Genomic DNA, 24932 nt, shown 5'->3' with positions numbered 1-24932 from the left:
CCCCTCCCCCCCCCTCTGCTGGTGGGGGTCGTGTTGCGGGCCGTGGTGGTGTTTCCGGGGGGGGGGGGGGGGGGGGGGGGGGGCGCCCCCCCCCCGCCCCCCCCCCCCCCCCGCGACAGGGGGCCGTACGGCGCAGGGGCCCGAAAATCCGGATGACCGCCACCGCCGCCGCCTCCGACAATGGCACATGCTGACCGACCACTGGCCCCTGCTGGGCCTGCGCCTGCACACCCCCCGCCTGGAACTGCGCCTGCCCCGCGACGACGAACTCGCCGCCCTGGCCGACCTCGCGGCCGCCGGCGTCCACGAACCGGACCGCATGCCCTTCATCGTGCCGTGGACCGACCTTCCCCCTGCCCGGCGGGCGCGCTCCGTCGTCCAGCACCACTGGCTGCGCCTGGGCAACTGGTCCCCGGACGACTGGGCCCTCAACCTGGCCGTCCTCGAGAACGGCCGGGTCGTCGGCCTGCAGACCCTCGCCGCCCGCGACTTCGCCGTCCTGCGGCAGGTCTCCACCGGCTCCTGGCTCGGCACCCGCCACCAACGCCAGGGCATCGGCACCGAGATGCGCGCCGCCGTCCTGCACCTGGCCTTCGCCGGCCTCGGCGCCCGGCACGCCAGATCGGGCGCCTTCGAGGACAACCCCACCTCCTACGCCGTCTCCCGCAAGCACGGCTACGAACCGGACGGCACCACCCGCCACGCCGTCCGCGGCCGGGCGGTGACGGAACGCCGCCTGCTGCTGACCCGCGAACGCTGGCAGCAGCGGCACAGCGTCCCCGTCACGCTCGACGGGCTCACGCCCTGCCGGCCGCTGTTCGGCCTGCCGGACGACAGCGGCGGGGAGTAGCCCGACCGGGGGAGGGGCCGGGCGGAGTGGGAAGTCGGCCCGGCCGACTTCCCACTCGCCAAGGCTTCACCAGGGCTTCGCCGGGACGGGCCGGACGGTGCCGGTGCTGAGAACGGGGGAGCGGGGGAGCGGGGGCGCGGATCGGGTGATCCACGCCCCGGCCGTGCAGCTACCGGAGTGCCCGGCCGGGTCATCCGATGACGGTCACGCCGTGCGGCGTGCAGAAGCCGGTGGCCGTCACGGGTGACGGTGTAGGTGGCGTCGGCGCCGTCGGGCGCGGGGGCCGGAGTGTGGACGAGGACCCCGTTGCGCAGCTGGACGGTGCACTGGTGGGGATCGCCCGCCAGCCGCCGGTGACGGTGAAGCCGACGGTGAGCGGCGAGGCCGCGGCCGCCGGGCCGTTGAGGAGGATGCCGATGTGGTCGAAGAGCATCTCCAGCTGCATGGCCGCCAGGACGGGCGGGGTGACGAGCTGCGGGCTGGGCAGCCGCGCCCACGCCGAACCGCCGAACCGGGCCCGGACGCAACCGAGTCGGAAGCGTCCGGGCCAGGGATCAGCCGTTCGGGACGTGCCTAGTAGTAGCCCTTCGAGCCGTCCAGGAGCTCCCGGACGATGTCGGCGTGCCCCGCGTGCCGGCCCGTCTCCTCGACGAGGTGGATCAGCATCCAGCGCAGGTTGGCGCCGCCGCTGTGGTAGCCGGTGTGGCGGCCGACGTCGTCCAGGGAGGCCGCCGCGACGATCTCGTCGCTGCGCGCGCACTGGGCCTCGTACTCGGCGAGCAGCTCGGCGAGGGTGCGGCCGCCGGTGCGCCAGTCGGCGCCCTCGTCCGACCTGTCGAACGACGGGTTCTGCTTCTCGTCGCCGCCGAGGAACAGCACCTCCAGCCACAGGTGTTCGGTCCATCGCATGTGCGAGACGAGGCCGGCCATCGTCATCGCCGGGGAGCTGGGGAGGACGGAACGGTGCGCGTCCTCCTCGCTCAGCCCCTCGCACTTCCAGCGCAGGATCTTCCGCTGCAGGTCCAACCAGCCGACGATCGCGGTGCGTTCGTCCGCCAGGAGCGGGGGGCGTTCAAGTTCCGATGCCATGGCCGTGCAGGTTACCGGGGCGATCCGGCGGGCGCACCGGAATTTATCCGGGCGGGCGCGGAGCTCACGCCACCGCGTCGTTGGCCGCGAGCAGCGGGGCGAGGCGGGCGGCCGCGGCGATGACGGCGGGCCAGCCGGGGGCGTCGAGCTGGGCGGCGCCGGGGGTGATGCCGGGGGTGATGCCGGGGGCGGCGCCGGGGGTGGAGAGGCCGAGGGCGTCCTGGACGGCGGTGTAGGCGACGCCGAGGGCGGCCATCAACTCGACCTCCTCCGTGGTGCGCAGGCTCCGGCCGAGCCAGGGGTAGGGCTCGTCGGCGTCGCAGAAGTCGTCGAACAGGACGCAGACGGTGTAGTCGAGGTCCTCGAACTTGCCGGGGTCGAGCCGCACTTCGCGCCGCAGGGCCGGGTCGGCCAGGGCGGAGACCGCCTGGACGACCTGCCGGCGGAAGGAGGGCTGGGCGATGCCGTGGTCGGTCATCTCCGGAGCGTACCGGCCCCCTACGCGCCGGGTGGGAGCGGGAGTTCGGCCGGGCCGGCTTCCCGCTCCGGGGGCCTTCACGGAAGGGGCGTCCGGCTACTTCAGCGTCGCGACCTTGGTGTTGACGAGGAGGTTGAACGTGCCCGGGAACACCGGGGGGACGAACTCCAGGTCCACGTCCGGGCCGAAGACCAGGCAGTGGGTGGAGCCGCCGTAGTGGAACGTGCCGATCTCCTGACCCCGCTCGACCTCGTCGCCGGGGCCCACCGTGACGTCGCAGGAGGAGACCTCGGCCATGCCGATGGCGACGAAGGCCATCGTGCCGACGGCCGGCTTCTCGGCGTCGATGTAGACCACCGCGCGGGCGGCGAGGTGGGCGATGTAGCCCTGGGACAGGTCGGGCGCCGCGACGTCGCACAGGGCCACGGGCGTCTGGGAGTAGTAGGTGCCGGGGATGTGGCGAACGGCCCTGACCGTGCCGTCGACGGGGCTGTGCCAGCGGTGGTAGTTGAGGGCGCTCAGGAACGCCTGGTAGACGGTGCCGCCGACGAAGTCGTCGGGGTCCGGCTCGGCCGGCGTCCTGTGGGCGGAGTCGAGCAGGTAGGCGAGGGCGTACGGCTGCCCCTTCAGCCAGAACGTGTCGCGTTCCCTGACCTTCGTGGCCAGCCGGTAGGGCACCGACTCGCACGCGTTGGCGACCTCCGCGTCACCGGAGGCGACGGGCCGCACGCCGGGTTTGAGCCTGCGGGTGAAGAAGTCGTCCCACGACGTGAACCCGTAGTACCGGTCGGTCGGATCGCAGACGAAGGTCTTCTCGAAGTCCGGCATCGCCTCCAGCGCCTTCTCGCCGAACCAGCTGTTCTCGTCCTCCTTGTCCAGCACGTCCTTCGAGGCGTCGGTCGTGAGGTACTCGGCCCACTCGTCGAGCATGTCCTTGAAGCAGGCGTTGACCTTGTCGTTGAGGAACGCGGCGAAGCCCGCCTGGGTGCCCATGGCCCAGTTCAGGATCGCGTTGATCGGGAAGCCCACGAGCCCGGAGGTGTTGTACCTGGGCGCGCTCTGGATGGCCGTGTTGAACAGCTGCAGCAGATCGTCGACCGTCTTCACCTGGGGGGATCCGGTGGGCGTCTCCCGGTGGGACAGCTGCCACAGCATGTCGTTGAAGAGCATGTACACCTGGGGGTCGTCCTCGATCAGCTGGTGGAACGCGTCGACGGACTTCTTCAGCGGGGCCTTGTGGTCGATGTCCCCGATCAGGTCGTCCAGCCAGTCCCTGAGGAAGCCCTGGTCCGAGGGGAGCCAAGCACCCGCGACCGCGGGGGCGACGGGGGAGATGAGTTCCATGGCATGTCCTTGGTCTGTGGAATCTGCGGAGTCTGCGGGATCTGCGGGATCTGCGGGATCCGTGGATGTCCGGCCGCCGGGCGGCCTACCGGCCTACCGGCCCGCCGGGACGGCCGTCGGGGCCATGGCCTCCAGGCCGGTCGCCTTCGCGCCCGAGCCCAGGAGGTCCAGCAGGTAGCACTCGGCGAGCGCCATCGTCGCCAGCTCGTCGATGTCGACGCTCTCGGGGTACGAGTGGATCAGGCAGGTCGGCTCCTGGCAGCCGATCAGCAGCAGCGGCGACTTCTCGTTGATCGTCTGGAGCTGCGTGACCAGGGGGATGGAACCGCCGTCGCCGGTGAACGTGACGTCCTTGCCGGGATAGGCGTGCATCATGGCGCTGCGGGCCACCGCGAACCCGGGCAGGGTGGTGTCCGCCTCGAAGCCCGCACCGCCCGCGTCGACGGGCTTCACGGTGACCTTGGCGTTCCACGGGTTCAGCGCGCTGCTCTCCAGGAACTTCCTGAGGAGGGCGGCGGCGTCCTCCGGCTTCTCCTTCGGGGCGATGCGCAGGCTGACCCGGGCGGTCACCGTCGACCGGAGCAGGTTGATGGAGTCCTTCATCGACGGGACGCCGTCGAGCCCCACCACGTTGAGCGAGGGCTTGTCGAACAGCCTGCTGCCGAGCGTGTCCGTGCCGATCAGCCGCACCCCGCCCAGCACGCCGGCCTCCTTGCGGAACTCCTGCTCGACCGGCTCGTGGCCCTGCCAGTGTTCCCGGACCAGGCCCGGCACCGCGACGTCGCCCGCGTCGTCGAGCAGCCTGGCCAGCATGCGCACCAGCACCATGAACGCGTCCGGCACCGGGCCGCCGTACACGCCGCTGTGCTTGGGGATCCCCACGGTGCTGACCGTGACGTCGACGTCCACGACGCCGCGCAGGCTGGTGGTGAACGTCGGCTCACCGAGCCGGTAGTTCCCGGCGTCCGCGATGACGACGAAGTCGGCCTTGAACAGGTCGGCGTTCTTCCGGACGTACGTCTCCAGGGTGTCGCCCGACTCCTCCTCGCCCTCCAGGACGATCTTCAGGTTGACGGGCGGCTTGCCGTCGAAGGCCCGCACGGCGCCGACGTGCATCATGACCCCCGACTTGTCGTCGGCGGCGCCCCGGCCCCTGACCCGGTTGCCCTCGATCACCGGCTTGAACGCGGCCTCGCCCCAGTCCCCGGCCTTCACCACGTCGTAGTGCGCGTACAGCAGCACCGTGGGCGTCCCCTTCGGGGGGTTGTCGGGTCCGCAGGTGGCGTACACCAGCGGGGCGTTCCTGTCCTTGTCGCCGATGCACTTCTGCTCGACCTTCGTTCCCTTCAGCAGCGTCGCGCACTTGTTGGCGGCGTCCTTCACCGGCTGGAGCTTGAAGGTCTCGCCGTCGTAGACCGACGCGATGCTGACGAGATCCATCAGGTCCTTGACCAGTTGTTCCTTCAACTCGCCGACTTTCTCGGCGAGATCGGGCTTCGTGTTCATCTCGTCCTCCGTCCTGCGGGCTCCGCGCCGGCGCGCCTAGCCGATGGCCGGCTCCTGCTGGGTGATGCAGTGGGCGCCGCCGCCCCGGGCGAACAGCGGCCGGGCGTCGACCGGGACGACCGGGCGCTGGTAGGCCGCGTGCAGGATCTCGTTGGCCTCGTGGTCGGCGTCGTCGGCGAAGTTGCAGGCGATGACGGCGTCGTTGCACACCACGTGGTTGATGTAGCTGTAGTCCGTCCAGCCCCCGTCCGGGGTGTGCAGGGTCTTCGGCGCGGGCACCTCGGTCACCGTCAGCTGCCGGCCCTTGAAGTCGGTCGCCTGCTTCAGGAGCGCGATGGTGCGTTGTGACACCTCGTGGTCGGGGTGCTGCGCGTTGCCCTGGGAGTGGACGAGGAGCCGGGTGGGCTCGGTGAAGGTGGTGATGAGGTCGACGTGCCCGCGGGTGCCGAACCGGTCGTAGTCGCGGGTCAGTCCGCGGGGCAGCCAGATGAGCTTGCAGTCACCGAACGCGTGGCGGAAGTGCGTCTCGACCCGGTCCCGGGTCCAGCCCAGGTTGCGGTACGGGTCCAGCATCACGGTCTCGGTGACGAGGAAGGTGCCCTCGCCGTCGGTGTGGAAGCCCCCGCCCTCGGCGACCATCTCGGAGGGGATGATCTCGGCGTGCGCCTCCCCGGCGATCGTGGTGGCCACCCGGGCGTCCCAGGCCCAACTCGCCCACTCCTGGGCGCCCCAGGCGTTGAACACCCAGTCGACCGCGCCCAGGTGCTTGCGCTGGGCGTCGACGACGAAGGTCGGTCCGGTGTCCCGGGCCCAGCCGTCGTCCAGTCTGGTGACGAGCAGCGTGACCTTGTCGTCGAGCAGCTTCCTCGCGTACGGCTCCTCGTCGGCGGTCACCAGCATGGTGACCGGCTGGCCGCCGTGCTCGATGATCGCGTTGGCCACCGCCGACCAGGCCCTGCGCGCCTCCTCGGCGGTGGTGCCGTAGTCGGCGACGGGCCAGGCCATCCAGGTCCGTGCCTGTTTCCCGGTCTCTGCGGGCATGTGCCACGTGGATGCGGTCGTCATGGGGTCGCTCCGTCCTCGCTGCGACGCCGCGGCAACGCCTTCGCGCCGGAGAGACGGCCGTAGCAGTCGCCCGTATCCTGGGTCCTCCCGGTTGCCCCCTCCTTCCACCGTAGGAATCCGCGCACGCCGATGCGCGCCGGGAGCAGGCAGTCCGTGTGCTCCATTCGGGTGAATGACTGCGGGTACGCACAGCTCGGCCCCGCCGCCCCGGGGATGGGGCGGCGGGGCCGGTGGTCACGGTCAGTGGGAGTCGAACTCGCCGATGCGGACGGCGGTGACGAAGTCCTGCCAGGCGGCGGCGGGGAAGAGGAGGGCTGGACCGGAGGGGTCCTTGGAGTCGCGTACGGGCATGACGCCGGCGAAGCCGTCGGCGACCTCGATGCACGCACCGCCACCACCGCCGCTGTATGAACTCTTCCGCCAGGAAGCGTCAGTCAGGTCGACATCCACTCCAAGTCCCTCCTTGCCGCACGGATGAAAGCCAACGATTCGGCCCGGCCAGGGGCCTCGACCACAAGCCGATCGTAGCTCTTGGTCAGTACGGCGACTGACTTGGTATCGCGATCGATGTAGCCGCGCTGCTCAATCTCTCCGTAGGCGAGAACTTTGCGGTTCGGCATGGTAAGGAGGTGGACCACGCGCGTGAACGGCCGGTTCTCACCGAGGGTGAACGGCGCGACCTGAATGAGCACTTCAGGTCGCTCGGCCAACTTCTCAAGGTGGAGCAACTGCTCGACCATGACGTCTCGTCCACCGACGACCCTCCTCAGGCAGCTCTCGTCCAGCACCACATGTACGAGCGGTGGCGGAGTGCGCTCCATGATCTTCTGACGGGCGAGCCTGAACTCGATGCGCTCCTTGGCAAGCTCCTCGGTCCCGTTGCCTTGCCTGACGTAGCCCATCTCGATTGCGGTCGCATAGGCCCGGGTCTGCAGGAGTCCGGCGATGACGTCGATCTCGAAGATCCTGATCTGCTCCGCAAGGGACTCGTACCGGGCGTACTCCGGAAAACCCTCCAGGATCGCGGCGTTCTTCAGCTGATACCACATCAGCAGCATCGTGCCGCCCGTGTCGAGCGCGATGTCGGCGAGCTCCGCGAGCTTGCGAGTCGGCGGCCGGTGCGCAAGTTCGATGTAGGAGAGGTGCGAGGGGGAGCACCCGATGAGCGGGGCCAGCTCCTCCTGGAGGAGGTCCCGGGCCTCTCGGAAGGCCCTGAGCTGGATTCCGAAGGGCGCCCAGGGGCTCGACTCCGGGTCAATCTTCTTCTTGTTCATGGCAGCCCTCAACTCCCGCAGTGCCTCATGGCAAGTAGCAAGCCACTTCTGATCCTAGGGGACCTTGCGCCACCATGTGCACAGAACGTGAAACTCCGATCGCAGAGGGTTCCATTCCCATGCCCCACGACCAACTCCCGCGCCTCCACGGCTACGGCGTCCGCTGGGATCCCGAGGCCGACCGCTACCGGGTCCGCAACGAGATGACCGGCGAGTGGCTGCGCCGCCCCGGCGGCGACCTGGCCGCTTTCGTCTTCTTCGGCGACGCCTACAGCGCCTGGCGGGCCTTCGAGGTCCACAAGCGCCCCGGGGAACAGTGAGATGTCCACTCTCTCCCGCGCGACCGCCGAACAGCGCCGTAAGGCCGCCGACGTCCTGGACGACCTCACCACCGTCCTCGCCCTGGGTGGCGTCCATCTCCCGACCCTCGAAGTCGACTGGGACACCGGCCGCCTGACGTGCAGCTACCTGCTCCACCTCACCGCCCGCCCCGTCGACCTCCTGCGCATGGTCGACCTGCTCCGCAAGGGCCTGCGCTACGAGCGCCTCACCTTCGACGTCTGAAAGCGACCCCCATGCAAGACCCCCGCCTGCTCGCCAAGCCCCCCGTCTGCCGGCTCGGCTGCCTCGTCCTGATCCGCAACCAGCGCGGCGACGTCCTCCTGGTCGACCCGGACTACATGGACGGCATGATCCTCCCGGGCGGCTCCGCCCGCCCCAACGAGCCGCCGCACCTGGCCGCCGCCCGCCACCTCCACGCGGACACCGGGCTGATCGTGCGTCTCACCGACATCCTCGCCGTCGACTTCACCCCCGCCGACCGCTACCTGCAGCGCCTCAACCTGGTGTTCGACGGCGGCACCGTCCCCGACAGCACCCGGATCACCGTCCCGTCGCAGCGCAGGAGCGGCCTGCTCGGCGCCCGCTTCGTCCCCGCCCCGGACCTGCCGGACTTCATGGCCCCCTCCCAGGCCGCCCGCGCCACCGAGGCCCTCGCCCACCGCTCCCTGCCCGTCCTCCTCCACGGCCAGCGCGCCGCGTGACGGCCGGCGGCAACGCCCCGGCCCGGCGCGGGAGTCCGCGCCGGGCCGGGGCGTTGCCGCCGGGTCAGTCCAGGGCGAGGAAGCTGCCGACGTTCTCGTCCGGCCGGAACTCGCCCGGCCCCAGCGGGTTGAGGATCCTCGTCTGGCAGAAGTTGTCGGGGAACATCAGGATGGTGCCGTTGGTCCGGTTGAAGATCGCGGTGTCGGGGCCGAGGCCGGGGTAGCACTGGCCGCCCTGCGGGTCCTTGACCTGCTGGAAGTTGCTGCCCTGCTCCATGATCACGACGCCGGGGGCCGCCGACGCGGCCGTGACGTTGACGAAGGACAGGGCGAGGACGCCGGCGGTGACCGCGAGGACCGAGCGGGGGCTGAAGCGCATGCGCATGGGGACTCCCGTACTGGACGCACGAAGGGATGCGGTTCGGCGGGAGTCCCGAGGCCCCGAACCGGTGGGCACCTCGTCGCTCCCGGCGACGGTCTGCCCCGTACCGAGGTCGTCCCTCCCAGTGGGCCCACTGGTTCACCTGAATGGGAGTCGTGCGCCTGTCGCAACGCGCTCCCCGCCAGGACACGCCCCGGCCCGGCGCGGAACCCCCGCGCCGGGCCGGAGGGTTGTCCCGCAGCTGCCCTCGCAGGTCCGTGAGGTTGAGCTGCGAAGGGGTCGGAAACCGGGCGCGGCAGGGCGGTCCTGCCTGGTCGGACCCGTCCCGGACGGTGCACCTCACTGGGCCGAAGGGATCAATCCCCTTCTCCTGCAAGGGAGATGATGGTTCTCTGAGGATGCTTATCGGGGCCGACCCGGATAGCGCCGGGGGCCGCCGGGCCCGAGACTCGGAGGTATGCGCATCACCCGGGCCGGTTGGGCCGTCATGACGGTGCTCTCCGCCTTCATCGTCGTCGTCTCCGCCAAGTACCTCAGCTTCGATCCGTCGACGTTCTTCCGCCACCAGCGCGCCACCTACCTGAGCCACCGACTCCCGCTCTACGTCCACATCTTCGGGGCGCTCACCGCCCTGCTGATCGGGCCGTGGCAGTTCTCCCGCCGTCTGCGCGAGCGCCGGCCGCGCCTGCACCGCCGCATCGGCGCCACCTACCTGCTCGGCTGCCTGGTCGGCGCGGTGGGGGCGCTGCTGTTGGCGCCCGTCGCGTACGGGGGCGCCGTCACCGGGGCCGGGTTCGCGTGCCTGGCCGTGGCCTGGCTGGTGACCGGCGGCGCGGGGCTGCGGGCCATCCTCGACGGGCGGGTGAGCGACCACCGCCGCTGGATGATCCGCAGCTTCGCGCTGACCTTCGCCGCCGTCATGCTGCGGCTCATGCTGCTCGCCGCGACGGCCGCGCACCTGGACTTCCGTACCTCCTACACCGCGATCGCCTGGCTGTGCTGGGTGCCCAACCTGCTGCTGGCCTGCCGGTTCACCCGCGCCCGCCCGACGGCACGGCGGTGACCGCCCCGAGCGCCGCGGCCACGGCGTCCCGTACCGCCGCTTCGGTGGGGGCGGGCCTGCCCGCGGCGGCGGCCATCTCCGCGAGGGAGGTCATGGCCACCTCCGGCAGGCCGCAGGCCGTGAAGGTCGAGAACGCGGCGAGGTCCGGTGCGACGTTCAGGGCGAAGCCGTGGCTCGTCACGCCGCCGCGGATCCGCATGCCGATCGAGGCGACCTTCCGGTGCTCCGGCGTCCACACCCCGACCAGGCTCTGGGCCCTGGGCGGGGTGTCGCGTCGGACGGCCTTCAGGCCCAGCGAGTCCAGGGCGCCGATCAGGCCCTCCTCCAGCCAGCGCACGATGTCCCCGGGGCCGCGCTCGCGCAGGTTGAGCACCAGGTAGCCGATCAGCTGCCCCGGTCCGTGGTAGGTCGCCTGGCCGCCCCGGTCCACCTCGACCAGGGGGATCCCGGCCCGCGCGGGCAGTTCGTCCGGCGGGGTCCGGGCGCTGTAGGTGATCACCGGTGGATGGGTGAGGAGTGCCAGCCTGTCCGCGATCTCCCCCTCCTGCCGCTGCCGGACCCAGGTGCCCATCCGCTCGACCGCCTCGACGTACGGGACCTCGCCCAGATCGACCCGTTCCAGCCCGTGCTCGCCCACACCCGACCCCTCTCGGTGCCACACCCGCTCGACGACGGGAAGAGCGTATGCCGAACGATCGTGCGACCGGGAGGCGGGAGCGGTCGTCGCTCGGACGCGGGTGCGGACGTGGGTGGTGGGCTTGCCGTCGAGGTCGTGAACCGGTGGAACCGGTCGAGGTGACGGGTGCTCATGCTTCGCCCGTCGGCGGTTCGTTGATCAAGTCGATCAAGTCGGGGAGTCCGGTCCGGGTTAGCCCGGACGGGCACCGGCATTCCTCCGCCCGGGTCGCCGGATCCGTTCCCCCGTCCACGGGAAGGGTGGTTCGGGCACGCATCGGAGGTTGGTGCGGGGAGCAGCCCCCGCTGACGCCAGTCCGACCCCCACACTCTCAGGAGGCCGCCGTGGCCCGCACGAAGTCCCTCGCCCTGACCGCCCTCACCGCCGTCACCGTCCTGTCCGCGAGTGCCGCCGTCGCCTTCGCCGACGCCAGGCCCGCCGTCAAGCCGAGCGTCGTCGTCCCCCACGACCAGGCCGCCGCCGACCCCTCCCTGCTGGCCGCGCACAACCCGGTCTTCGGCAACCCCGTCGACGTGCCCGCGGGTGGCCACGGGATCGCCACGGTGTCCTGCCCGTCAGGGCAGGTGCCCACCGGTGGTGGCGGTCAGACCAGCGGTTTCGACATCTTCTTCACCGACTCCTACCCGAGCGGCAGTTCCTGGGTCATTCGCGGCACCAACACGGGCACCACGACCCAGTCCCTGTCGGCGAACGCCGTCTGCACCACCCCCTGACCTCTCGGACGAACGGCCCGGGCCCGGCAACTTCGGGCCCGGGCCGTTCCATGTCCGGCGGGGTGGCGCGGTCGGGGCGGTCGGGTTGGGGTCAGGTCGGTTCCGGCAGCAGCCCGAGGCCGGAGACCGGGCCGAGGTGGGTGAGCTTGTCGGGGTTGGAGACGGCGTGGACGGCCCGCACGGCGCCGTCGGCGTCGACGTCCAGCTCGATGACGCTCGCCACGCGCCGCTCGGCGTCGTACACCACCGCGCCGGGGCGGCCGTTGACCAGTGCCGGGACGAGGTGCGCGCCCAGGCGGCGCAGGCGGCGCAGGCCGCCGACGAGCAGTTGGGCGACGCGGCGCGGGTCGGTGAGGCAGTGGGCGAGCGCGCGGGCCTTGCCGCCGCCGTCGCCGCGGAAGGCGACGTCGGGGGCGAGCAGACCGAGCAGGGCGTCCAGGTCGCCGCCCTCGGCGACCGCGAAGAAGCGGCGGGCCAGCTCCTCGCCCTCCGCGCGGCGGGCGGGGGCCGCGGGAGCGTCGTCCTTGAGCGCCAGGCGCTTGCGGGCACGGGCGAGGATCTGGCGGCAGTTCGCCTCGCTGCGGCCGACCATCCCGGCGACCTCCGGGTAGCCGTACCCGAACGCCTCACGCAGCGTGAACACCGCGCGCTCGACGGGGGAGAGGGCCTCCAGCAGCACCAGGAACGCCATCGACAGCGAGTCGGCCAGCTCGGCGTGCTCGGCCGGGCCGGGGCGCTCGGCGGTGGTGACGACGGGCTCGGGCAGCCACTGGCCGACGTAGGTCTCGCGGCGCACCCGGGCGGACCTGAGGTGGTTGATGCCCAGGCGGGTGACGGCCGTGGTCAGGTACGCCCTGGGGGCGCCGATCGCGGTGCCGGCCCGCTCGGCGCGGGCGAGGCCGAGGAAGGCGTCCTGGACGAGGTCCTCGGCGTCGCCGACCGAGCCCGTCATCCCGTAGGCGATGGAGAACAGCAGCGGCCGGTACCCGGCGGCCGTGCCCGACACGTCCGTCCCACCCGTCATGGAATCCCCCTGTCCCGAGCGTGGTCGGCAGGTTATCCGAAGCCTGTCGGCACCCATCGGCGGGTGGTGTGGCGCAGGTCACTCCGGGGGCTGTCACAAACCGGCGGGCTGTCTTGTCTTCATGACAGCAACGGAAAGCACCGACCGAGGAGCACACCATGGAACCCCGTCTGGACGTCTTCACCAACCCGATCCTGGGCAAGGTCGGCAAGCACCTGATCGCGGCCAGCAAGCCCACCACCGAGTCGAGCCTGCCGCTCGCCGTCCAGGAGCTGGTGCGGCTGCGCGCCAGCCAGATCAACGGCTGCGGCCCCTGCGTCGACATGCACTTCAAGGAGGCCGTGCACGCCGGGGAGGACCCGGCGCGCCTGAACATGGTCGCCGTCTGGCGCGAGGCCACCGTGTTCACCGACGCCGAGCGCGCCGCGCTGGAGCTCGCCGAGGAGGGCACCCGGATCGCGGACGCGGCCGGCGGGGTGAGCGACGAGGTGTGGGCGAACGCCGCCAAGTACTACGACGAGGAGCAGCTGTCGGCGCTGGTCTGCGTGATCGCGATCATCAACGCCTTCAACCGGGTCAATGCGGTGATCCGCCAGCCCGGGGGCACCTACGAGGTGGGCATGTACGGCCACTGACCGGCTCCCCGGGCCCCATCCCCAACTGTCCCTCCGCGCAGGGCCGGTGGGGGACGGGGCCCGGACCCGGGCCGGTGTGTCGCCCGCACGGGTGAATATCGCCGATGCATTCCGGCCGAACGGGCCGTCGGTGCGGGCGCGGGCTGTCACGATCGTCGCTGTTCGTGATCCCGTGCCCGATCGACGCCGTGAGAGGGAGAAGCCATGTCCGAGGAGACGACGCGACGGATCGTCCTGGTGCGCCATGCCAAGTCCGAGCATCCCGACGATGTGGACGACCACGACCGGCCCCTGGCCGGGCGGGGCCGCAAGGACGCGCCGGCCGCCGGCCGCTGGCTCGCCGGCAACGACGTCACCCCCGACCTCGTACTCGTCTCGACGGCCGTGCGCACCCGCGAGACGTGGAAGCTGGTGGCCGCCGAACTCCCGTCCGAGCCGCGGACGGTCCACGAGGAGCGCCTGTACGAGGCGAGCCTCGGCGAGCTCATCGCGCTCCTCAACCAGACCTCCGACGAGGTCCGGAACCTGGTCGTGGTCGGCCACAACCCAGGCGTCCACGCGCTGGCCGACGCCCTGGCCGGCGAGGCCGAGGGCGACGCGCTGGCGCGGATGAACCGTTCCGGCTTTCCGACGTCCGCCATCGCCGTCCTGGCCTTCGAGGGCAGTTGGAAGGCCGTCGAGCACGGCGTCGCCCGGCTCACCGACTTCTGGGCGCCGCACGCCTGACGGCGCCGGGGCCTCGGCGGCCTCGGCCGGCGGCCGGTCACACGCGAGGGAAGCCGAAGGCGTAGCCGTTGTCCCTCAGTTACGGCAGCAGCTGCTCCAGGGCCTCCGGCGTCCGGGCGCGGTTGGAGTCGTCGGGTCGCGGAGCCGTCGGGTCGCGGAGCCGGGCGGCCCCGCCGTGATGGGGCGGGGTCAGCGGCGCGGGCCGGCGACGAGGTCGCTGAGGCGGACCACGGCGATGTCGAGCTGGCCGTGCCCGTCCTCCCAGCCCGCGACGGCTTCGCAGCCCTCCTCCTCCAGGCCGTACGCCGTGGCGTCCGCCGCCAGGGGCATCAGGCCCTCGTCGCCGTCGGTGCAGAAGAAGCCGAGGTGGGTGCGGAGCCCGGGGTGGGGTATCGCGGCCAGGTCCTCCTCCCAGTCCTCCTCGGGCTCCGCCGAGAAGGGCGTCAGCTCCTCGGGGGTGCGGCCGGTGCCGAGGGCGGCGCGCAGGGCGTCCAGGAGGGTGCCGTCGCAGACGAGCCGGGCGAAGCGGACGCTCCAGGCGCCGGCCAGGGCGGGGGAGGCGAGGTCGACGCCGTACCGCTCGGCCAGCGCGCCGAGGTCGAAGCCGCGCACGAGGGCGCGGGTGAAGCAGGCGGCCTCGACGGCGGCGGCGAAGCCCTCGGGCAGGTCCGCCTGCGGTGCGTCGCAGGGCCGGAACTCGAAGAGCGACCGGCTCGCGTCGAAGTCCGGGGTCCGCTCGGTCTCGTCGAACAGGTAGAGGTCCGCGGCGACCGGGCGCTCGCCGCGCAGGGCCGCCGGGTGCACCCAGGCGGCGTCGCGTTCGAAGCCGGACTCGTCCATCAGGTTGCCGCTGACGCGGGCGGCGTAGACGGCCTTCGGGTCGTACTCCTCCAGCGGCCGGCCGAGCAGGACGGCGAAGGCCTCGGCGAGCAGGCGGTCCCAGTCGGCGTCCGGCGCGGGGGAGTTCACGGGTGCGGTGGGGTCAGTGGTCATGGCGGCACCGTAGCGGGGCCCGCCGACAGGGCCGTGCCCCGGTCCGGCGGGGCGCCCGGTGCCGCTTCTGCGCGGGGGCTCACTGCCCGGAACGGACGCCCTGCCGCTCGTGCAGCACGGCGATCGCCTCCCGGCACCAGTCCCGGTTGCCGCGCTCGAAGGCGAGGCCGCGCAGGCAGGTCAGGTAGGGGCCGATCCGTCCGCCCTCGCGCAGGAACTCCCGCTCCTCGCGGCCCGCGCGCATGGCGTGCAGCATCCGCTCGAACAGGTCCACCTTGGCCTGGGCGAACTCGGCCCGCTCGGCGAGCTGTTCGGCCAGGACGTCGGGGTCCAGCCGGTCGGCGGCACGGACCTTGACCATCAGGTCGTCGCGCACGAAGGACGGCTTGGCGGAGGCCGCGGCGAACTCCTCCAGCTCCGCCAGCCCCGCGTCCGTCACCCGGAACAGCCGCTTGGTGGGCCGGCTCTCCTGGACGACCTCGCGCCCGGCGACCAGCCCGTCCTTCTCCAGCCTCGTCAACTCGGCGTACAGCTGCTGGGGTTGGGCGTACCAGAAGTTCGCCACCCCCAGGTCGAAGGCCTTGGCCAGGTCGTAGCCGCTGGTCTCGCCGTCGAGCAGCGCGGCCAGTACGGCGTGCCGCAGTGCCATCGCCCCGTTCTCCTTCCCTCGCCCGTCTACCGCCCGTCAGGTCTGCCATGGTAGTCATGAATCTGATTAGTCACATCCATGACTGTCCGACCGGGGAGTGAGCCCATGACCGCCACCGACACCGGCACTGCCACCGACACCGCCCTCGCCGACACCGTCCTCGCCGCCACCGCCGAGGCTTTCCGCGCCGCCGTCGAGCGCCACGACCTCGCCGCGCTGGACGGCCTCTTCGCCGACGACATCCGCCTGTACAGCCCCGTCAAGTTCACGCCCTTCGAGGGCAAGGCGATGGTGCTCGGCCTCTTCGGCGTGCTGCTGCGCGTCTTCGAGGACTTCCGCTACGTCGGCGACCACACCGGCACCGCGCAGACCAGCGCCGACGGCGGCGAGGCGCCCTCGGCCGTGCTGGTGTTCCGGGCGGTGGCGGGCGGCCGGGAGATCCACGGCATCGACCTGCTGCACGTCGACGAGCAGGGCCTGATCAAGGAGTTCACGGTGATGGTCCGTCCGCGCTCCGCCGTGCACGCGCTGGGCGAGGCGGTGCTGGCCGGGCTGGTCGCCGACGGCCTGGTGCCCGCGCCGCCCGCCGGCTGAGCCGCCGGTACGGCTCCGGTACGGGGCTGTTGCCGTCCGCGGACACTCCCGCGGGCTCGGGTCGGGCATGATCATGGTCCCCGGGGTGCCGGGGGCGGCGTGGGGGAGGCGTGATGCGGCGGACGGTCCGGGGCGGGTACGCGGCGGCGGTGGCGCTGGCGCTGGGGGTGACGGCCTGTACGGGGCAGGGCGGCGGCGAGAAGGCGCCGCCGGCCACCGTGCCCGCGGCGTCCGCGACACCGACGCCGACGCCGACGCAGCCGTCTGCACCGACGGCGCACCCGGTGGTGCTGCCCGAGCCCGCCCCGGCGTCCAAGCAGTGGATCGTCGACGAGCTGCTCACGATGGACCTCGGTCACAACCCCTGCTCCGCGCCGTCCTTGGCGAACCTGGTCGTGCTGGACGACGACGGCCGGGACCGGGCGGACGTGCTGTGGCCCCTGGACGACTCCTCCCTGTGCCTCGCCTCGATCACCCGGGTCGACGGCGGGCTGTCCGGCGAGGTCATCGGCGACCGGGTCGCGTCCCTCACGGCCCGGCGCCAACCGAAGATGATCGGCGACTACCGGCGGCTGGTGCTCCTCGCCTTCTTCCCCGGCGACGTCGGCACGGTCGAACTGCGGGGCGACGACCGCCACCTGTTCGGGCCGGTGCACCAGCGGCTGCTCGACCTCGGCGGCGGGAAGGCGGTGACCGTCGTCCACTACGGCTACGCGAAGCCCGCACCGGCCGCCGACGACCCGCAGGCCCCGCAGCCGGCCCCGCCGGCGGCCCACACCCCGGGATCCGCCTACCTCCAGCCCCAGTTGTGCCCGTCACGCCTCGAACCGTGCCGGGTCGCCGAGCAGGGCTGAGCCCGGGGGAGGGGGCGGGGCCGGGGAAGGGGGCGGGGCCGGGGAAGGGGCCGGGGAAGCGGCCGCCGGCTCAGTCCAGCACCGCCGCCACCGTCCGCGGCGTCCAGTGCCCCGCCGCGCCCGGCCGGGTGGCGAGGTAGCCGGCCGTGCGCCACGGGCCCCAGCCGTGGGACTCGGCCAGCCCGGCGGCCAGGATGCGCAGGTAGGGCGGGGTGGGGGCGTTGAGCTCGGCGCCGGCCACGCCCCGGGCGCAGGTGAAGGTCAGCAGCGGGTGCCCCTGCGACTCGCCGACGCGCAGCAGGGTCTCGTAGCGTCCCTGGCCCAGTTCGGCACGCCCGGTGGCGAGCACCGCGGTGAGGTCGAGGTCGGCGCCGGGGGAGCGGCGCATCTCCTGCGCGGCGATGTCACTGAACTGACCGACCGTCACCAGATAGGCGCGGCAGGGGACTTCACCGCTCCCGGCGGGGTCGTAGAAGGCCGATCCGCCACCCCAGGTGAGTGAGCGCCCGGCGAAGTAGAGCGTTCCCGGCAGCGCGGTGGCCACCGTCCGGCGCGGCGGGCTGGGGTCGCGGCTGCCGGGCTGGGCCCGCACGGCGCCGTCCGGGCGCCCGCCGCTCAGGTAGCAGGCGAGGCGGGCGGCGTGCAGGTTGGAGCCGTACGCCACGTACCAGACGAGTGCGCTCGCGTTCCGGCCACCGGCACTCTTTCGGGGGCCGCCGCCTTCGGCGGAATCCCAGCCGGAGCGGCCTTTTCCCGGCCCGCTCACCGCGAGGCCCCGCGGTGCGGGGAGCGAAAGAATCCCACATGAAGATGTGAAAACCGTGAACAGCCTGATGATCCGACCAGAACCCCCCGATTCGGCGGTGCCCCCCTCACTACCTGTACCGTTCCGGTCGCCATGGCGTTCATCACTCTTCCCGCTCCCGTCGCGCTGCTCCGGTATTCGGCGATTACTCTGCACCAGCAAAAACGAGCGAAAACCCGCGAAATGTCATTCGATTCATACCGTCGTCGCTCCATTGCGGCATCGATGATGAGAATTTCCTTTGATCGAATCCTCGCTGCATCCAGCCGACTCCCAGCCGAGTCATGGTGAGTGGGCGCTCTCCCCCAGGTGACCACCCGTCACCCGGCACCACACCCGTACAGCCGTACACCCGTACAGCCGTACAGCCATAAACCCGTACATCCGTACGCGCCCCCAGGACCCCGGAGCCAAGGAAACCCATCCATGGACGCACGCCTCGACACAGCCGGCCCAGGCACACTGCACCGCCCCCACCAGGGCCCCGCGGCCGGCTGGCCGGTGGCCCAGGCCGCCCACCCCCGCAGCCTGCTCGACGTCATCGCCGCCACCGCCGACGCCCACCCCCACGCGCCCGCGCTCGACACCGGCGACACCGTCCTCGACTACCGCGCCCTGCTCCACGAGGTCGACACCCTCGCCGGACAGCTCGCCGGCCACGGCATCGGCCGCGGCGACCGGGTCGGGGTCCGCATCCCCTCCGGCACCGCCGACCTCTACACCGCCATCCTCGCCGTGCTGCGCTGCGGCGCCGCCTACGTCCCCGTCGACGCCGACGACCCCGACGAGCGCGCCGAGATGATCTGGCAGGACGCCGCCGTCTGCGCCGTCCTCGGCCCCGGCCGCGCCCTGCACGCCGGCCCCGCCGCCCACCCCTCGGGCCGCCCCGCCTGGCCCGCCCCCGCCGACGACGCCTGGGTCATCTTCACCTCCGGCACCACCGGCCGGCCCAAGGGCGTCGCCGTCACCCACCGCAGCGCCGCCGCCTTCGTCGACGCCGAGGCCCGCCTGTTCCTGCGCACCAGCCCGCTCGGCCCCGGCGACCGCGTCCTCGCCGGCCTCTCCGTCGCCTTCGACGCCTCCTGCGAGGAGATGTGGCTCGCCTGGCGCCACGGCGCCTGCCTCGTCCCCGCCCCCCGAGCCCTCGTCAAGGCCGGCACGGACCTCGGCCCCTGGCTCGTCACCCGGCGCATCACCGCCGTCTCCACCGTCCCCACCCTGCTCGCCCTGTGGCCGCAGGAGTGTCTGGACGCCGTCCGCCTGATCATCGTCGGCGGCGAGGCCTGCCCCGCCGAACTCGTCGAACGCCTCGCCGTCGAAGGCCGCGAGTTCTGGAACACCTACGGCCCCACCGAGACCACCGTCGTCGCCACCGCCGCCCGCATGCTCCCCGGCCAGCCGGTGCGCATCGGCGCCCCCCTCGACGGCTGGGAGATCGCCGTCGTCGACCAGGCCGGCCACCCCGTCCCCTGGCACGCCACCGGCGAACTGCTCATCACCGGCGTCGGCACCGCCCGCTACCTCGACCCCGCCAAGGACGCCGAGAAGTTCAGCGCCCACCCCGCCCTCGTCTCACCCCGCGTCTACCGCAGCGGTGACCTCGTGCGCAACGACCCCGACGGCCTCGTCTTCCTCGGCCGCGCCGACGACCAGGTCAAACTCGGCGGCCGCCGCATCGAACTCGGCGAGATCGACGCCGCCCTCCAGGCCCTGCCCGACATCCGCGCCGCCGCCGCGGCCGTCCGCAAGACCCCCGCCGGCGCCGACCTCCTCGTCGGCTACCTCGTCGCCCACCCCGGCACCACCCCCGACCTCACCACCGCCCGCCGGCACCTGCTCGAACGCCTGCCCGCCCCGCTGGTGCCCGTCCTCGCCCTCGTCGACTCCCTGCCCACCCGCACCTCCGGCAAGGTCGACCGGGGCGCCCTGCCCTGGCCGCTCGCCACCACCGCAACCGTCGCCGCCACGGAAGCCCTGGACGGCACCGCCGGCTGGCTCGCCGGCCACTGGGAACGCCTGCTCGGCACACCCCCCGGCCCCGGCGACGACTTCTTCGCCCTCGGCGGCTCCAGCCTCACCGCCGCCCGCCTCGTCTCCGACCTGCGCACCCGCCACAGCGGCGTCTCCGTCGCCGACCTGTACGCCCACCCCGTCCTCACCGACCTCGCCGCCTACCTCGACACCCTCACCCCCGCCACCCCACCCGAGGACACCGCCGCCACCGCGGCCGTCCGCGCCCGCACCATACGCCGCACCCCCCGCAGCGCCGGCCTGTGGCAGACCCTGCTCCTGCTCGGCATGTTCTCCCTCGCCGGACTGCGCTGGATCCTCGTCCTCATCGCCCTCGACAACCTCACCGGCAGCCACCTCACCTGGGCCCCCCACAGCTCCTGGTGGCCCGTCGCCGCCGGACTCCTCCTCCTCTACAGCGCCCCCGGCCGCACCCTGCTCGCCGCCGCCGGCGCCCGCCTGCTCACCGCCGGCATCCGCCCCGGCAGCCACCCCCGCGGCGGCCACGTCCACCTGCGCCTGTGGGCCGCCGAACGCCACACCGCCATGTTCGCCACCGCCGCCCTCGCCGGCACCCCCTGGGCCGCCCGCTACGCCCGCGCACTCGGCTGCCGCGTCGGCCCCGGCGTCCGACTCCACACCCTGCCCCCCGTCACCGGCCTCGCCCGCATCGGCGCCGACGCCTGCATCGAACCCGAAGCCGACCTCGCCGGCTGGTGGCTCGACGGCGACACCCTCCACGTCGGCCACCTCGACATCGGCGAAGGCGCCCGCATCGGCCACCGCGCCACCCTCATGCCCGGCGCCCGCATCGGCGCCCGCGCCGAGATCGCCCCCGGCTCCTGCGTCACCGCCACCGTCCCCCCGGGCGAACACTGGACCGGCTCCCCGGCCCGCCCCGCCACCGACGCCCCCACCGACTGGCCGTCAGCCCCGGCCCCCGTCTCCCGCGCCTGGAACCTCGCCTACGGCGCCGGCTTCGCCGCCCTCGGCCTCGTCCCCGTCCTCGCCGCCCTGCCCGCCCTGCTCATCGTCTACCCGATGATCGACACCGACACCACCCTCGCCGCCGCCCTCATCCAACTCCTGCCCGCCACCATCCCCCTCGCCGCCCTCACCCTCGCCTGCTACGCCACCCTCATAGCGCTCCTCGTACGCCTCCTCTCCCGCCCGCTGCGCCCCGGCTTCCACCCCGCCACCGGCCGCGTCGCCTTCTGCGCCTGGGCCGTCAGCCGCCTCAGCGACACCGCCCGGCGCACCCTCTTCCCCTTCTACGCCAGCCTCTTCACCCCCATGTGGCTGCGCCTGCTCGGCGCCCGCGTCGGCCGCCGCGTCGAAGCCTCCACCGTGCTCGCCCTGCCCGGCCTGATGCGCGTCGACGACGGCGCCTTCCTCGCCGACGACACCCTCGTCGCCCCGTACGAACTGCGCGGCGGCTGGCTCCACCTCGGCCCCTCCCACGTCGGACGCCGCTCCTTCGTCGGCAACTCCGGCATCGTCGGCCCCGACCGCCACCTGCCCGCCGGCTCCCTCGTCGGCGTCCTGTCCGACACCCCCGCCCACGCCCCCGAAGGCTCCTCCTGGCTCGGCCGCCCCGCCTTCGCCCTGCCCCGCGTCGCCGACACCGGCGCCGAAGGCCGCACCTACAACCCGCCCCGGCGCCTGATGTGGGCCCGCGCCGGCGTCGAACTCTGCCGACTGCTGCCGATCGTCCTCGCCGCCCTGCTCGGCGACCTCGTCCTCGCCGCCCTCCAGGAACTGCGCGACGCCTACGGACTCGGCACCGCCCTCGCCGCCGCCGGACTCGTCCTCACCGCCGCCGCCGTCGTCGCCTGCGCCGTCACCACCGCCGCCAAATGGCTGCTCGTCGGCCGCTTCCGCGTCGCCGAACACCCCCTGTGGTCCTCCTTCGTATGGCGCAACGAGCTCTACGACACCTTCGTCGAGGAACTCGCCATGCCCTTCGGCGGCCACACCATCACCGGCACCCCCTACCTCAACGCCTGGCTGCGCAGCCTCGGCGCCCACATCGGACGCGGCGTGTGGTGCGAGACCCACTGGCTGCCCGAGACCGACCTCGTCACCGTCGAGGCCGGCGCCAGCGTCAACCGCGGCACCGTCCTGCAGACCCACCTCTTCCACGACCGGGTGATGCGCCTGGGCCCCGTCCACCTCGCCGCCGGCTCCACCGCCGGCCCGCACTCCATCGTGCTGCTCAACTCCACCCTCGGCGCCGGCACCACCGTCGGCCCCGCCTCCCTCGTCATGCGCGGCGAGAACGTCCCCGGCGCCACCCGCTGGCTCGGCAACCCCGTCGCCGCCTGGAACGCCGACCCCACCCCGCCCGCCGGGCGCCGCCGCGGCCGCGGCCGGGCCACCGCCGGGGTGTGACGGGGATCACCCGCCGGGGGCGATGAGTTCGCGGTGCGGTCACGGTCCACCCCCGTGACCGCACCGCTTCGCTTTTCCGAGAGGACCACAACCGATGACCGCCACCCCCGCCGCCACCGCGAAGACCGCCGCCGTGAAGGGCCCCGCCTCGTACTTCCCGTCCATCGAGAAGAAGTACGGCCGCCCGATCGAGGAGTGGAAGGACCTCATCCGCACCTCCCCGCTCACCAGGCACATGGAACTCGTCGCCTGGCTCAAGACCGACCACGGCCTCGGCCACGGCCACGCCAACGCCCTCGTCGCCCACACCCTCGCCGAAAAGCCCGCCTGACACCGAACAGGTCTACACCACTTCGCCGCAGGCCGGCCGAAACCGGCCGCACCCCGCGCCGCCCCCCGACGGCCGCACGGGAGCGCGGGCGCTGGCGGCGGTGATCGGCGCCACCCGCACCGGACTGCTGCGGCTGCCGGGGGAGGAGGAACGCACCACCGGCGAGCTCGCGCGGCGGCTGGGCGTCAGCGCCGCGACGGTCTCCGCGCACGCGGGGGCGCTGCGGGGTGCGGGGCTGATCACGACCGTGCGGGCGGGCAGGGCGGTGCTGCACCGGCGGACGGCGCTGGGGGAGCTGCCGGCATCGAGTTGACGATCGAGTTGACGATGCGTCAGGAGCCGGTCGGGCGGTGCCTGCGGCGCAACGCGGCGGTGATCGCGGCTCTGGCGACGGTGGTCGGGACGGTGATCGCGGCGATGAAGCAGGGGAAGCCCTGCCGAGGCGCCGGGCGGGGCCCCGACGGGGCGGCAGGTGCGCGACGCCTGGTTCCTGCCCCGCCCAACACGAAGGCCCCCGACCGGGGAAAGTGGTCGGGGGCCGTTCGCTGCTCACGGTGGCGCACCTGCTCGTACCGTGGAGGTGTGTGCGGGAGGCCTGCCGGGTGTGGCGGGCGCCGTCCCGGCCGGCTCGGCCGGGGGTGTACGAGGGCCGGGGCCGCCGTCGGCACGATCGGGAAGACGGCGGCCCCGGCCCCGGTACGGGTCCGTACGGGCGGGGCATCGACCGCGGTGCCCGTACGGCTGCGGTCGGGACCCATTCCACGACTTCAACAGCACTTGAAGTCAAGCCCGGCCCGAGGCGGGCCCCGCCCGAAGGTGCCGCTCGCGGGCCGGGTAGCCTCGCTCCCGGCGGGGGCCTGCGGGGGACGGACACGGACAAGACGGACACGGAACGGGTAGGGGCGGGCGGATGACTGAGCAGCACGGCTACTGGCGGGCGTCGGACGGGTCGGCGGTCAGCGCCGCCCAGGCGCACATCGTGTGGACCAGGGCGGCCTATCCCGCCCTGGTGGAGGTGGCGCGCCGCTACCACGCGGTGATCAGCTACCAGGACCTGGCCGAGGCGGTGCAGGAGGCCTCCGGGGTGCGCACCCGGATCAACCAGCGGCACTGGATCGGCAAGGTGCTGTCCCTGGTGATCCGCGAGGCGCACCGGCGCGGCGACCCACCGCTGACGGCCCTGGTGGTGCACGCCACGGACGGCAGGGTCGGCCCCGGCTACCAGGAGGTGCTGGCGGTGGCCGGGCAGCCGCCGGTGGCCGCCGAGATGGACCGCGAGCAGCACGCGGCCGCCGCCCGGCTGGCCTGCTACCGGCACTTCGGCGCCGACCTGCCCGCCGACGGCGGCATCCCCGCCCTGGCCCCGCGCCTGCGCGCCTCGGTGGAGCGCAAGGCCGCCGCCACCGCCCCGCCGCGCCCGCCGGCGATCTGCCCGAACTGCTTCCTGGAACTGCCCGCGACCCGGGTGTGCGACTCCTGTGGTGCCACCGTCGCGCCGTGAGCGGGCGTGAGCGGGCGTGAGCCGGGCCCTGCGGCCGTGAGCGTGGGCGTACGGCCGTGAGCGGCGCGCCCGGTGGGCCGTGGACGCGGCGGTGGCCCTGGCGCTGACGGCCGCCCAGGTGGCGGCGATCTTCGTGCTGACGTACGCGTCGCTGCCGCGGCGCTCCTCACGCGGCCGCCCGGTGAGCCGGCCGCCCGGTGAGCCGGCCGCCCGGCGAGCCGGTCGGACGGCGAGGCGGTGTGCCGGATCGCGGACGCCGCGTCACACGGCGGCGGGCGCGGGCAGCCGTCCGGGCATCTGCCAGCCCTCGGCGAGGCGGGAGGGGGACAGCCGCTGCCCGTCGCCGAAGAACTCGCAGAACTTCATGATCAGCGGGTCCCAGCCGACCGGGTCGACGTAGTGGTCGCTGCCGGGCACCAGCAGGCTCTCCTCGACGTGGGCGCGCACCACCGTCACCTCGAAGGCGGTGCACCTGTTGCCGGTCAGCGCCGTCGTCGACGCCACCCGGCACTCCAACTGCACCGGGCACTCGGCGGCGCGCGGCGCCCGCACCAGCTCGCCGGGCACCTCGGTCAGCCCGGCGGCCTCGAACTTGCGCCGCTCGTGGCGGTAGCCCTGGCGCTGCCGGTACTCGGGGATGTGCGGGTTGGCGGTCAGCAGCGCGAGGGCGTCCACGGCGTCCACCTGGGCGGAGGACGGCAGGTTGAGCACGCACTCGCCCTCGCGCCGCAGGTTGGCGGCGGTCTGGGAGCTGTCGCCCAGGCCCAGTACGCAGGACTGGTTCAGCCACCACGCCGAGGACATCGGCATCAGGTTGGAGCTGCCGTCCTCGTTGCGGGAGCCGATCAGCACCACCGGGGTGCCGAAGTACAGGACCTTGAGATCGATGACCTTGTGCACGGGAACTGCCGTCCT

29 protein-coding genes are annotated in these 24932 nt (G+C 73.1%); 14 read left to right on the top strand and 15 right to left on the bottom strand.

Annotated features, from left to right (window positions below; all coding sequences use genetic code 11):
• Positions 1 to 187 precede the first annotated feature (187 nt).
• Positions 188 to 850 (top strand): GNAT family N-acetyltransferase, encoded by a 663-nt coding sequence (locus tag ACIQ87_RS10370; RefSeq protein WP_402404449.1) that lies wholly within the window; start codon positions 188 to 190, stop codon positions 848 to 850.
• A gap of 190 nt (positions 851 to 1040) precedes the next feature.
• On the opposite strand, the gene ACIQ87_RS10365 is transcribed toward ACIQ87_RS10370, so the two are convergent.
• The 8 genes from ACIQ87_RS10365 to ACIQ87_RS10330 form a co-directional block, all read right to left on the bottom strand.
• On the bottom strand, positions 1041 to 1295 hold the full coding sequence (locus ACIQ87_RS10365; protein WP_402404446.1) for a hypothetical protein: 255 nt from the start codon (positions 1293 to 1295) through the stop codon (positions 1041 to 1043).
• A 128-nt stretch (positions 1296 to 1423) separates the two neighbouring features.
• Positions 1424 to 1939: a DinB family protein gene (locus tag ACIQ87_RS10360; RefSeq protein ID WP_402404443.1), complete on the bottom strand. Its 516-nt coding sequence runs from the start codon at positions 1937 to 1939 to the stop codon at positions 1424 to 1426.
• 64 nt (positions 1940 to 2003) lie between these two features.
• Positions 2004 to 2417, bottom strand: a complete 414-nt coding sequence (locus tag ACIQ87_RS10355) for a hypothetical protein (protein ID WP_402404441.1) — start codon at positions 2415 to 2417, stop codon at positions 2004 to 2006.
• 96 nt (positions 2418 to 2513) lie between these two features.
• Entirely contained in the window at positions 2514 to 3761 is a 1248-nt protein-coding gene (locus ACIQ87_RS10350; protein ID WP_402404438.1) for a phosphatidylserine decarboxylase family protein, read from the bottom strand.
• 93 nt (positions 3762 to 3854) lie between these two features.
• Positions 3855 to 5267 (bottom strand): M20/M25/M40 family metallo-hydrolase, encoded by a 1413-nt coding sequence (locus tag ACIQ87_RS10345; RefSeq protein WP_402404435.1) that lies wholly within the window; start codon positions 5265 to 5267, stop codon positions 3855 to 3857.
• Between the two features lie 36 nt (positions 5268 to 5303).
• Complete coding sequence (locus ACIQ87_RS10340; RefSeq protein WP_402404432.1) at positions 5304 to 6332, bottom strand: agmatine/peptidylarginine deiminase; 1029 nt, start codon at positions 6330 to 6332, stop codon at positions 5304 to 5306.
• A 240-nt stretch (positions 6333 to 6572) separates the two neighbouring features.
• Positions 6573 to 6782, bottom strand: a complete 210-nt coding sequence (locus tag ACIQ87_RS10335; RefSeq protein WP_402404429.1) for a DUF397 domain-containing protein — start codon at positions 6780 to 6782, stop codon at positions 6573 to 6575.
• Positions 6767 to 7606: a helix-turn-helix domain-containing protein gene (locus ACIQ87_RS10330; RefSeq protein WP_402404426.1), complete on the bottom strand. Its 840-nt coding sequence runs from the start codon at positions 7604 to 7606 to the stop codon at positions 6767 to 6769. The genes ACIQ87_RS10335 and ACIQ87_RS10330 overlap by 16 nt, the downstream gene beginning before the upstream one ends.
• A 119-nt stretch (positions 7607 to 7725) precedes the next feature.
• Here ACIQ87_RS10330 and ACIQ87_RS10325 point away from each other — a divergent pair, with 119 nt between their 5' ends.
• From ACIQ87_RS10325 to ACIQ87_RS10315, 3 genes are read left to right on the top strand one after another with little or no spacing between them, the layout of a single operon-like run.
• The gene (locus ACIQ87_RS10325) at positions 7726 to 7926 is read left to right on the top strand and encodes a hypothetical protein (RefSeq protein WP_402404423.1); all 201 of its coding nucleotides are present in this window, start codon (positions 7726 to 7728) and stop codon (positions 7924 to 7926) included.
• A gap of 1 nt (position 7927) precedes the next feature.
• Positions 7928 to 8170: a hypothetical protein gene (locus tag ACIQ87_RS10320; RefSeq protein WP_392919226.1), complete on the top strand. Its 243-nt coding sequence runs from the start codon at positions 7928 to 7930 to the stop codon at positions 8168 to 8170.
• An 11-nt stretch (positions 8171 to 8181) separates the two neighbouring features.
• Complete coding sequence (locus ACIQ87_RS10315; RefSeq protein WP_402404420.1) at positions 8182 to 8649, top strand: NUDIX domain-containing protein; 468 nt, start codon at positions 8182 to 8184, stop codon at positions 8647 to 8649.
• A 64-nt stretch (positions 8650 to 8713) separates the two neighbouring features.
• Here ACIQ87_RS10315 and ACIQ87_RS10310 read toward each other — a convergent pair whose 3' ends face one another.
• A complete protein-coding gene (locus ACIQ87_RS10310; RefSeq protein ID WP_402404418.1) occupies positions 8714 to 9034 on the bottom strand; it encodes a hypothetical protein in 321 nt (106 codons plus the stop codon).
• Between the two features lie 454 nt (positions 9035 to 9488).
• On the opposite strand from ACIQ87_RS10310, the gene ACIQ87_RS10305 reads away from it, so the two are divergent.
• Positions 9489 to 10094, top strand: coding sequence for a DUF2306 domain-containing protein (locus ACIQ87_RS10305; protein ID WP_402404415.1), 606 nt, complete (start codon positions 9489 to 9491; stop codon positions 10092 to 10094).
• Here ACIQ87_RS10305 and lipB read toward each other — a convergent pair.
• Positions 10063 to 10731: a lipoyl(octanoyl) transferase LipB gene (gene lipB / locus ACIQ87_RS10300; RefSeq protein ID WP_402404412.1), complete on the bottom strand. Its 669-nt coding sequence runs from the start codon at positions 10729 to 10731 to the stop codon at positions 10063 to 10065. The two genes, ACIQ87_RS10305 and lipB, sit on opposite strands and share 32 nt — an antisense overlap.
• Positions 10732 to 11114: 383 nt before the next feature.
• On the opposite strand from lipB, the gene ACIQ87_RS10295 reads away from it, so the two are divergent.
• Positions 11115 to 11504: a hypothetical protein gene (locus tag ACIQ87_RS10295; protein WP_402404409.1), complete on the top strand. Its 390-nt coding sequence runs from the start codon at positions 11115 to 11117 to the stop codon at positions 11502 to 11504.
• A gap of 91 nt (positions 11505 to 11595) precedes the next feature.
• Here ACIQ87_RS10295 and sigJ read toward each other — a convergent pair whose 3' ends face one another.
• Positions 11596 to 12528 (bottom strand): RNA polymerase sigma factor SigJ, encoded by a 933-nt coding sequence (gene sigJ, locus ACIQ87_RS10290; protein ID WP_402404406.1) that lies wholly within the window; start codon positions 12526 to 12528, stop codon positions 11596 to 11598.
• Positions 12529 to 12686: 158 nt separating this feature from the next.
• On the opposite strand from sigJ, the gene ACIQ87_RS10285 reads away from it, so the two are divergent.
• Complete coding sequence (locus ACIQ87_RS10285) at positions 12687 to 13163, top strand: carboxymuconolactone decarboxylase family protein (RefSeq protein ID WP_402404403.1); 477 nt, start codon at positions 12687 to 12689, stop codon at positions 13161 to 13163.
• 204 nt (positions 13164 to 13367) lie between these two features.
• Positions 13368 to 13889 carry a SixA phosphatase family protein gene (locus ACIQ87_RS10280; protein ID WP_402404400.1) on the top strand — a complete coding sequence of 174 codons (522 nt, stop codon included), beginning with the start codon at positions 13368 to 13370 and terminating at the stop codon, positions 13887 to 13889.
• Between the two features lie 189 nt (positions 13890 to 14078).
• On the opposite strand, the gene ACIQ87_RS10275 is transcribed toward ACIQ87_RS10280, so the two are convergent.
• Both ACIQ87_RS10275 and ACIQ87_RS10270 read right to left on the bottom strand, forming a co-directional pair.
• Positions 14079 to 14882: a hypothetical protein gene (locus ACIQ87_RS10275; RefSeq protein ID WP_402404398.1), complete on the bottom strand. Its 804-nt coding sequence runs from the start codon at positions 14880 to 14882 to the stop codon at positions 14079 to 14081.
• 79 nt (positions 14883 to 14961) lie between these two features.
• Positions 14962 to 15531 (bottom strand): PadR family transcriptional regulator, encoded by a 570-nt coding sequence (locus ACIQ87_RS10270; protein ID WP_402404395.1) that lies wholly within the window; start codon positions 15529 to 15531, stop codon positions 14962 to 14964.
• A gap of 105 nt (positions 15532 to 15636) precedes the next feature.
• Between ACIQ87_RS10270 and ACIQ87_RS10265 the strand changes: the two genes are divergently transcribed.
• Both ACIQ87_RS10265 and ACIQ87_RS10260 read left to right on the top strand, forming a co-directional pair.
• Entirely contained in the window at positions 15637 to 16125 is a 489-nt protein-coding gene (locus ACIQ87_RS10265; RefSeq protein ID WP_402404393.1) for a nuclear transport factor 2 family protein, read from the top strand.
• Positions 16126 to 16238: 113 nt separating this feature from the next.
• On the top strand, positions 16239 to 16979 hold the full coding sequence (locus ACIQ87_RS10260; protein WP_402404390.1) for a hypothetical protein: 741 nt from the start codon (positions 16239 to 16241) through the stop codon (positions 16977 to 16979).
• A gap of 70 nt (positions 16980 to 17049) precedes the next feature.
• Here the strand turns inward: ACIQ87_RS10260 and ACIQ87_RS10255 are convergent, their stop codons facing one another.
• On the bottom strand, positions 17050 to 17643 hold the full coding sequence (locus tag ACIQ87_RS10255; protein WP_402404387.1) for a histone deacetylase: 594 nt from the start codon (positions 17641 to 17643) through the stop codon (positions 17050 to 17052).
• 567 nt (positions 17644 to 18210) lie between these two features.
• On the opposite strand from ACIQ87_RS10255, the gene ACIQ87_RS10250 reads away from it, so the two are divergent.
• The 4 genes from ACIQ87_RS10250 (at position 18211) to ACIQ87_RS10235 (ending at position 24017) form a co-directional block, all read left to right on the top strand.
• Entirely contained in the window at positions 18211 to 22185 is a 3975-nt protein-coding gene (locus tag ACIQ87_RS10250; protein ID WP_402404385.1) for a Pls/PosA family non-ribosomal peptide synthetase, read from the top strand.
• 94 nt (positions 22186 to 22279) lie between these two features.
• A complete protein-coding gene (locus tag ACIQ87_RS10245; protein WP_402404382.1) occupies positions 22280 to 22516 on the top strand; it encodes a DUF4287 domain-containing protein in 237 nt (78 codons plus the stop codon).
• 100 nt (positions 22517 to 22616) lie between these two features.
• On the top strand, positions 22617 to 22829 hold the full coding sequence (locus ACIQ87_RS10240) for an ArsR/SmtB family transcription factor (RefSeq protein WP_402404380.1): 213 nt from the start codon (positions 22617 to 22619) through the stop codon (positions 22827 to 22829).
• Positions 22830 to 23426: 597 nt separating this feature from the next.
• Positions 23427 to 24017 (top strand): hypothetical protein, encoded by a 591-nt coding sequence (locus tag ACIQ87_RS10235; protein WP_402404377.1) that lies wholly within the window; start codon positions 23427 to 23429, stop codon positions 24015 to 24017.
• Positions 24018 to 24278: 261 nt separating this feature from the next.
• Here ACIQ87_RS10235 and ACIQ87_RS10230 read toward each other — a convergent pair whose 3' ends face one another.
• Positions 24279 to 24917: a flavin reductase family protein gene (locus tag ACIQ87_RS10230; RefSeq protein ID WP_402404374.1), complete on the bottom strand. Its 639-nt coding sequence runs from the start codon at positions 24915 to 24917 to the stop codon at positions 24279 to 24281.
• Positions 24918 to 24932 lie beyond the last annotated feature (15 nt).

Origin of the sequence: Kitasatospora sp. NPDC096204 (assembly GCF_044763205.1) — a bacterium.
Lineage (GTDB): Bacteria > Actinomycetota > Actinomycetes > Streptomycetales > Streptomycetaceae > Kitasatospora.
Note: the sequence above shows the minus strand (reverse complement) of the source record. Positions and strands in the feature narration are given on the sequence as shown.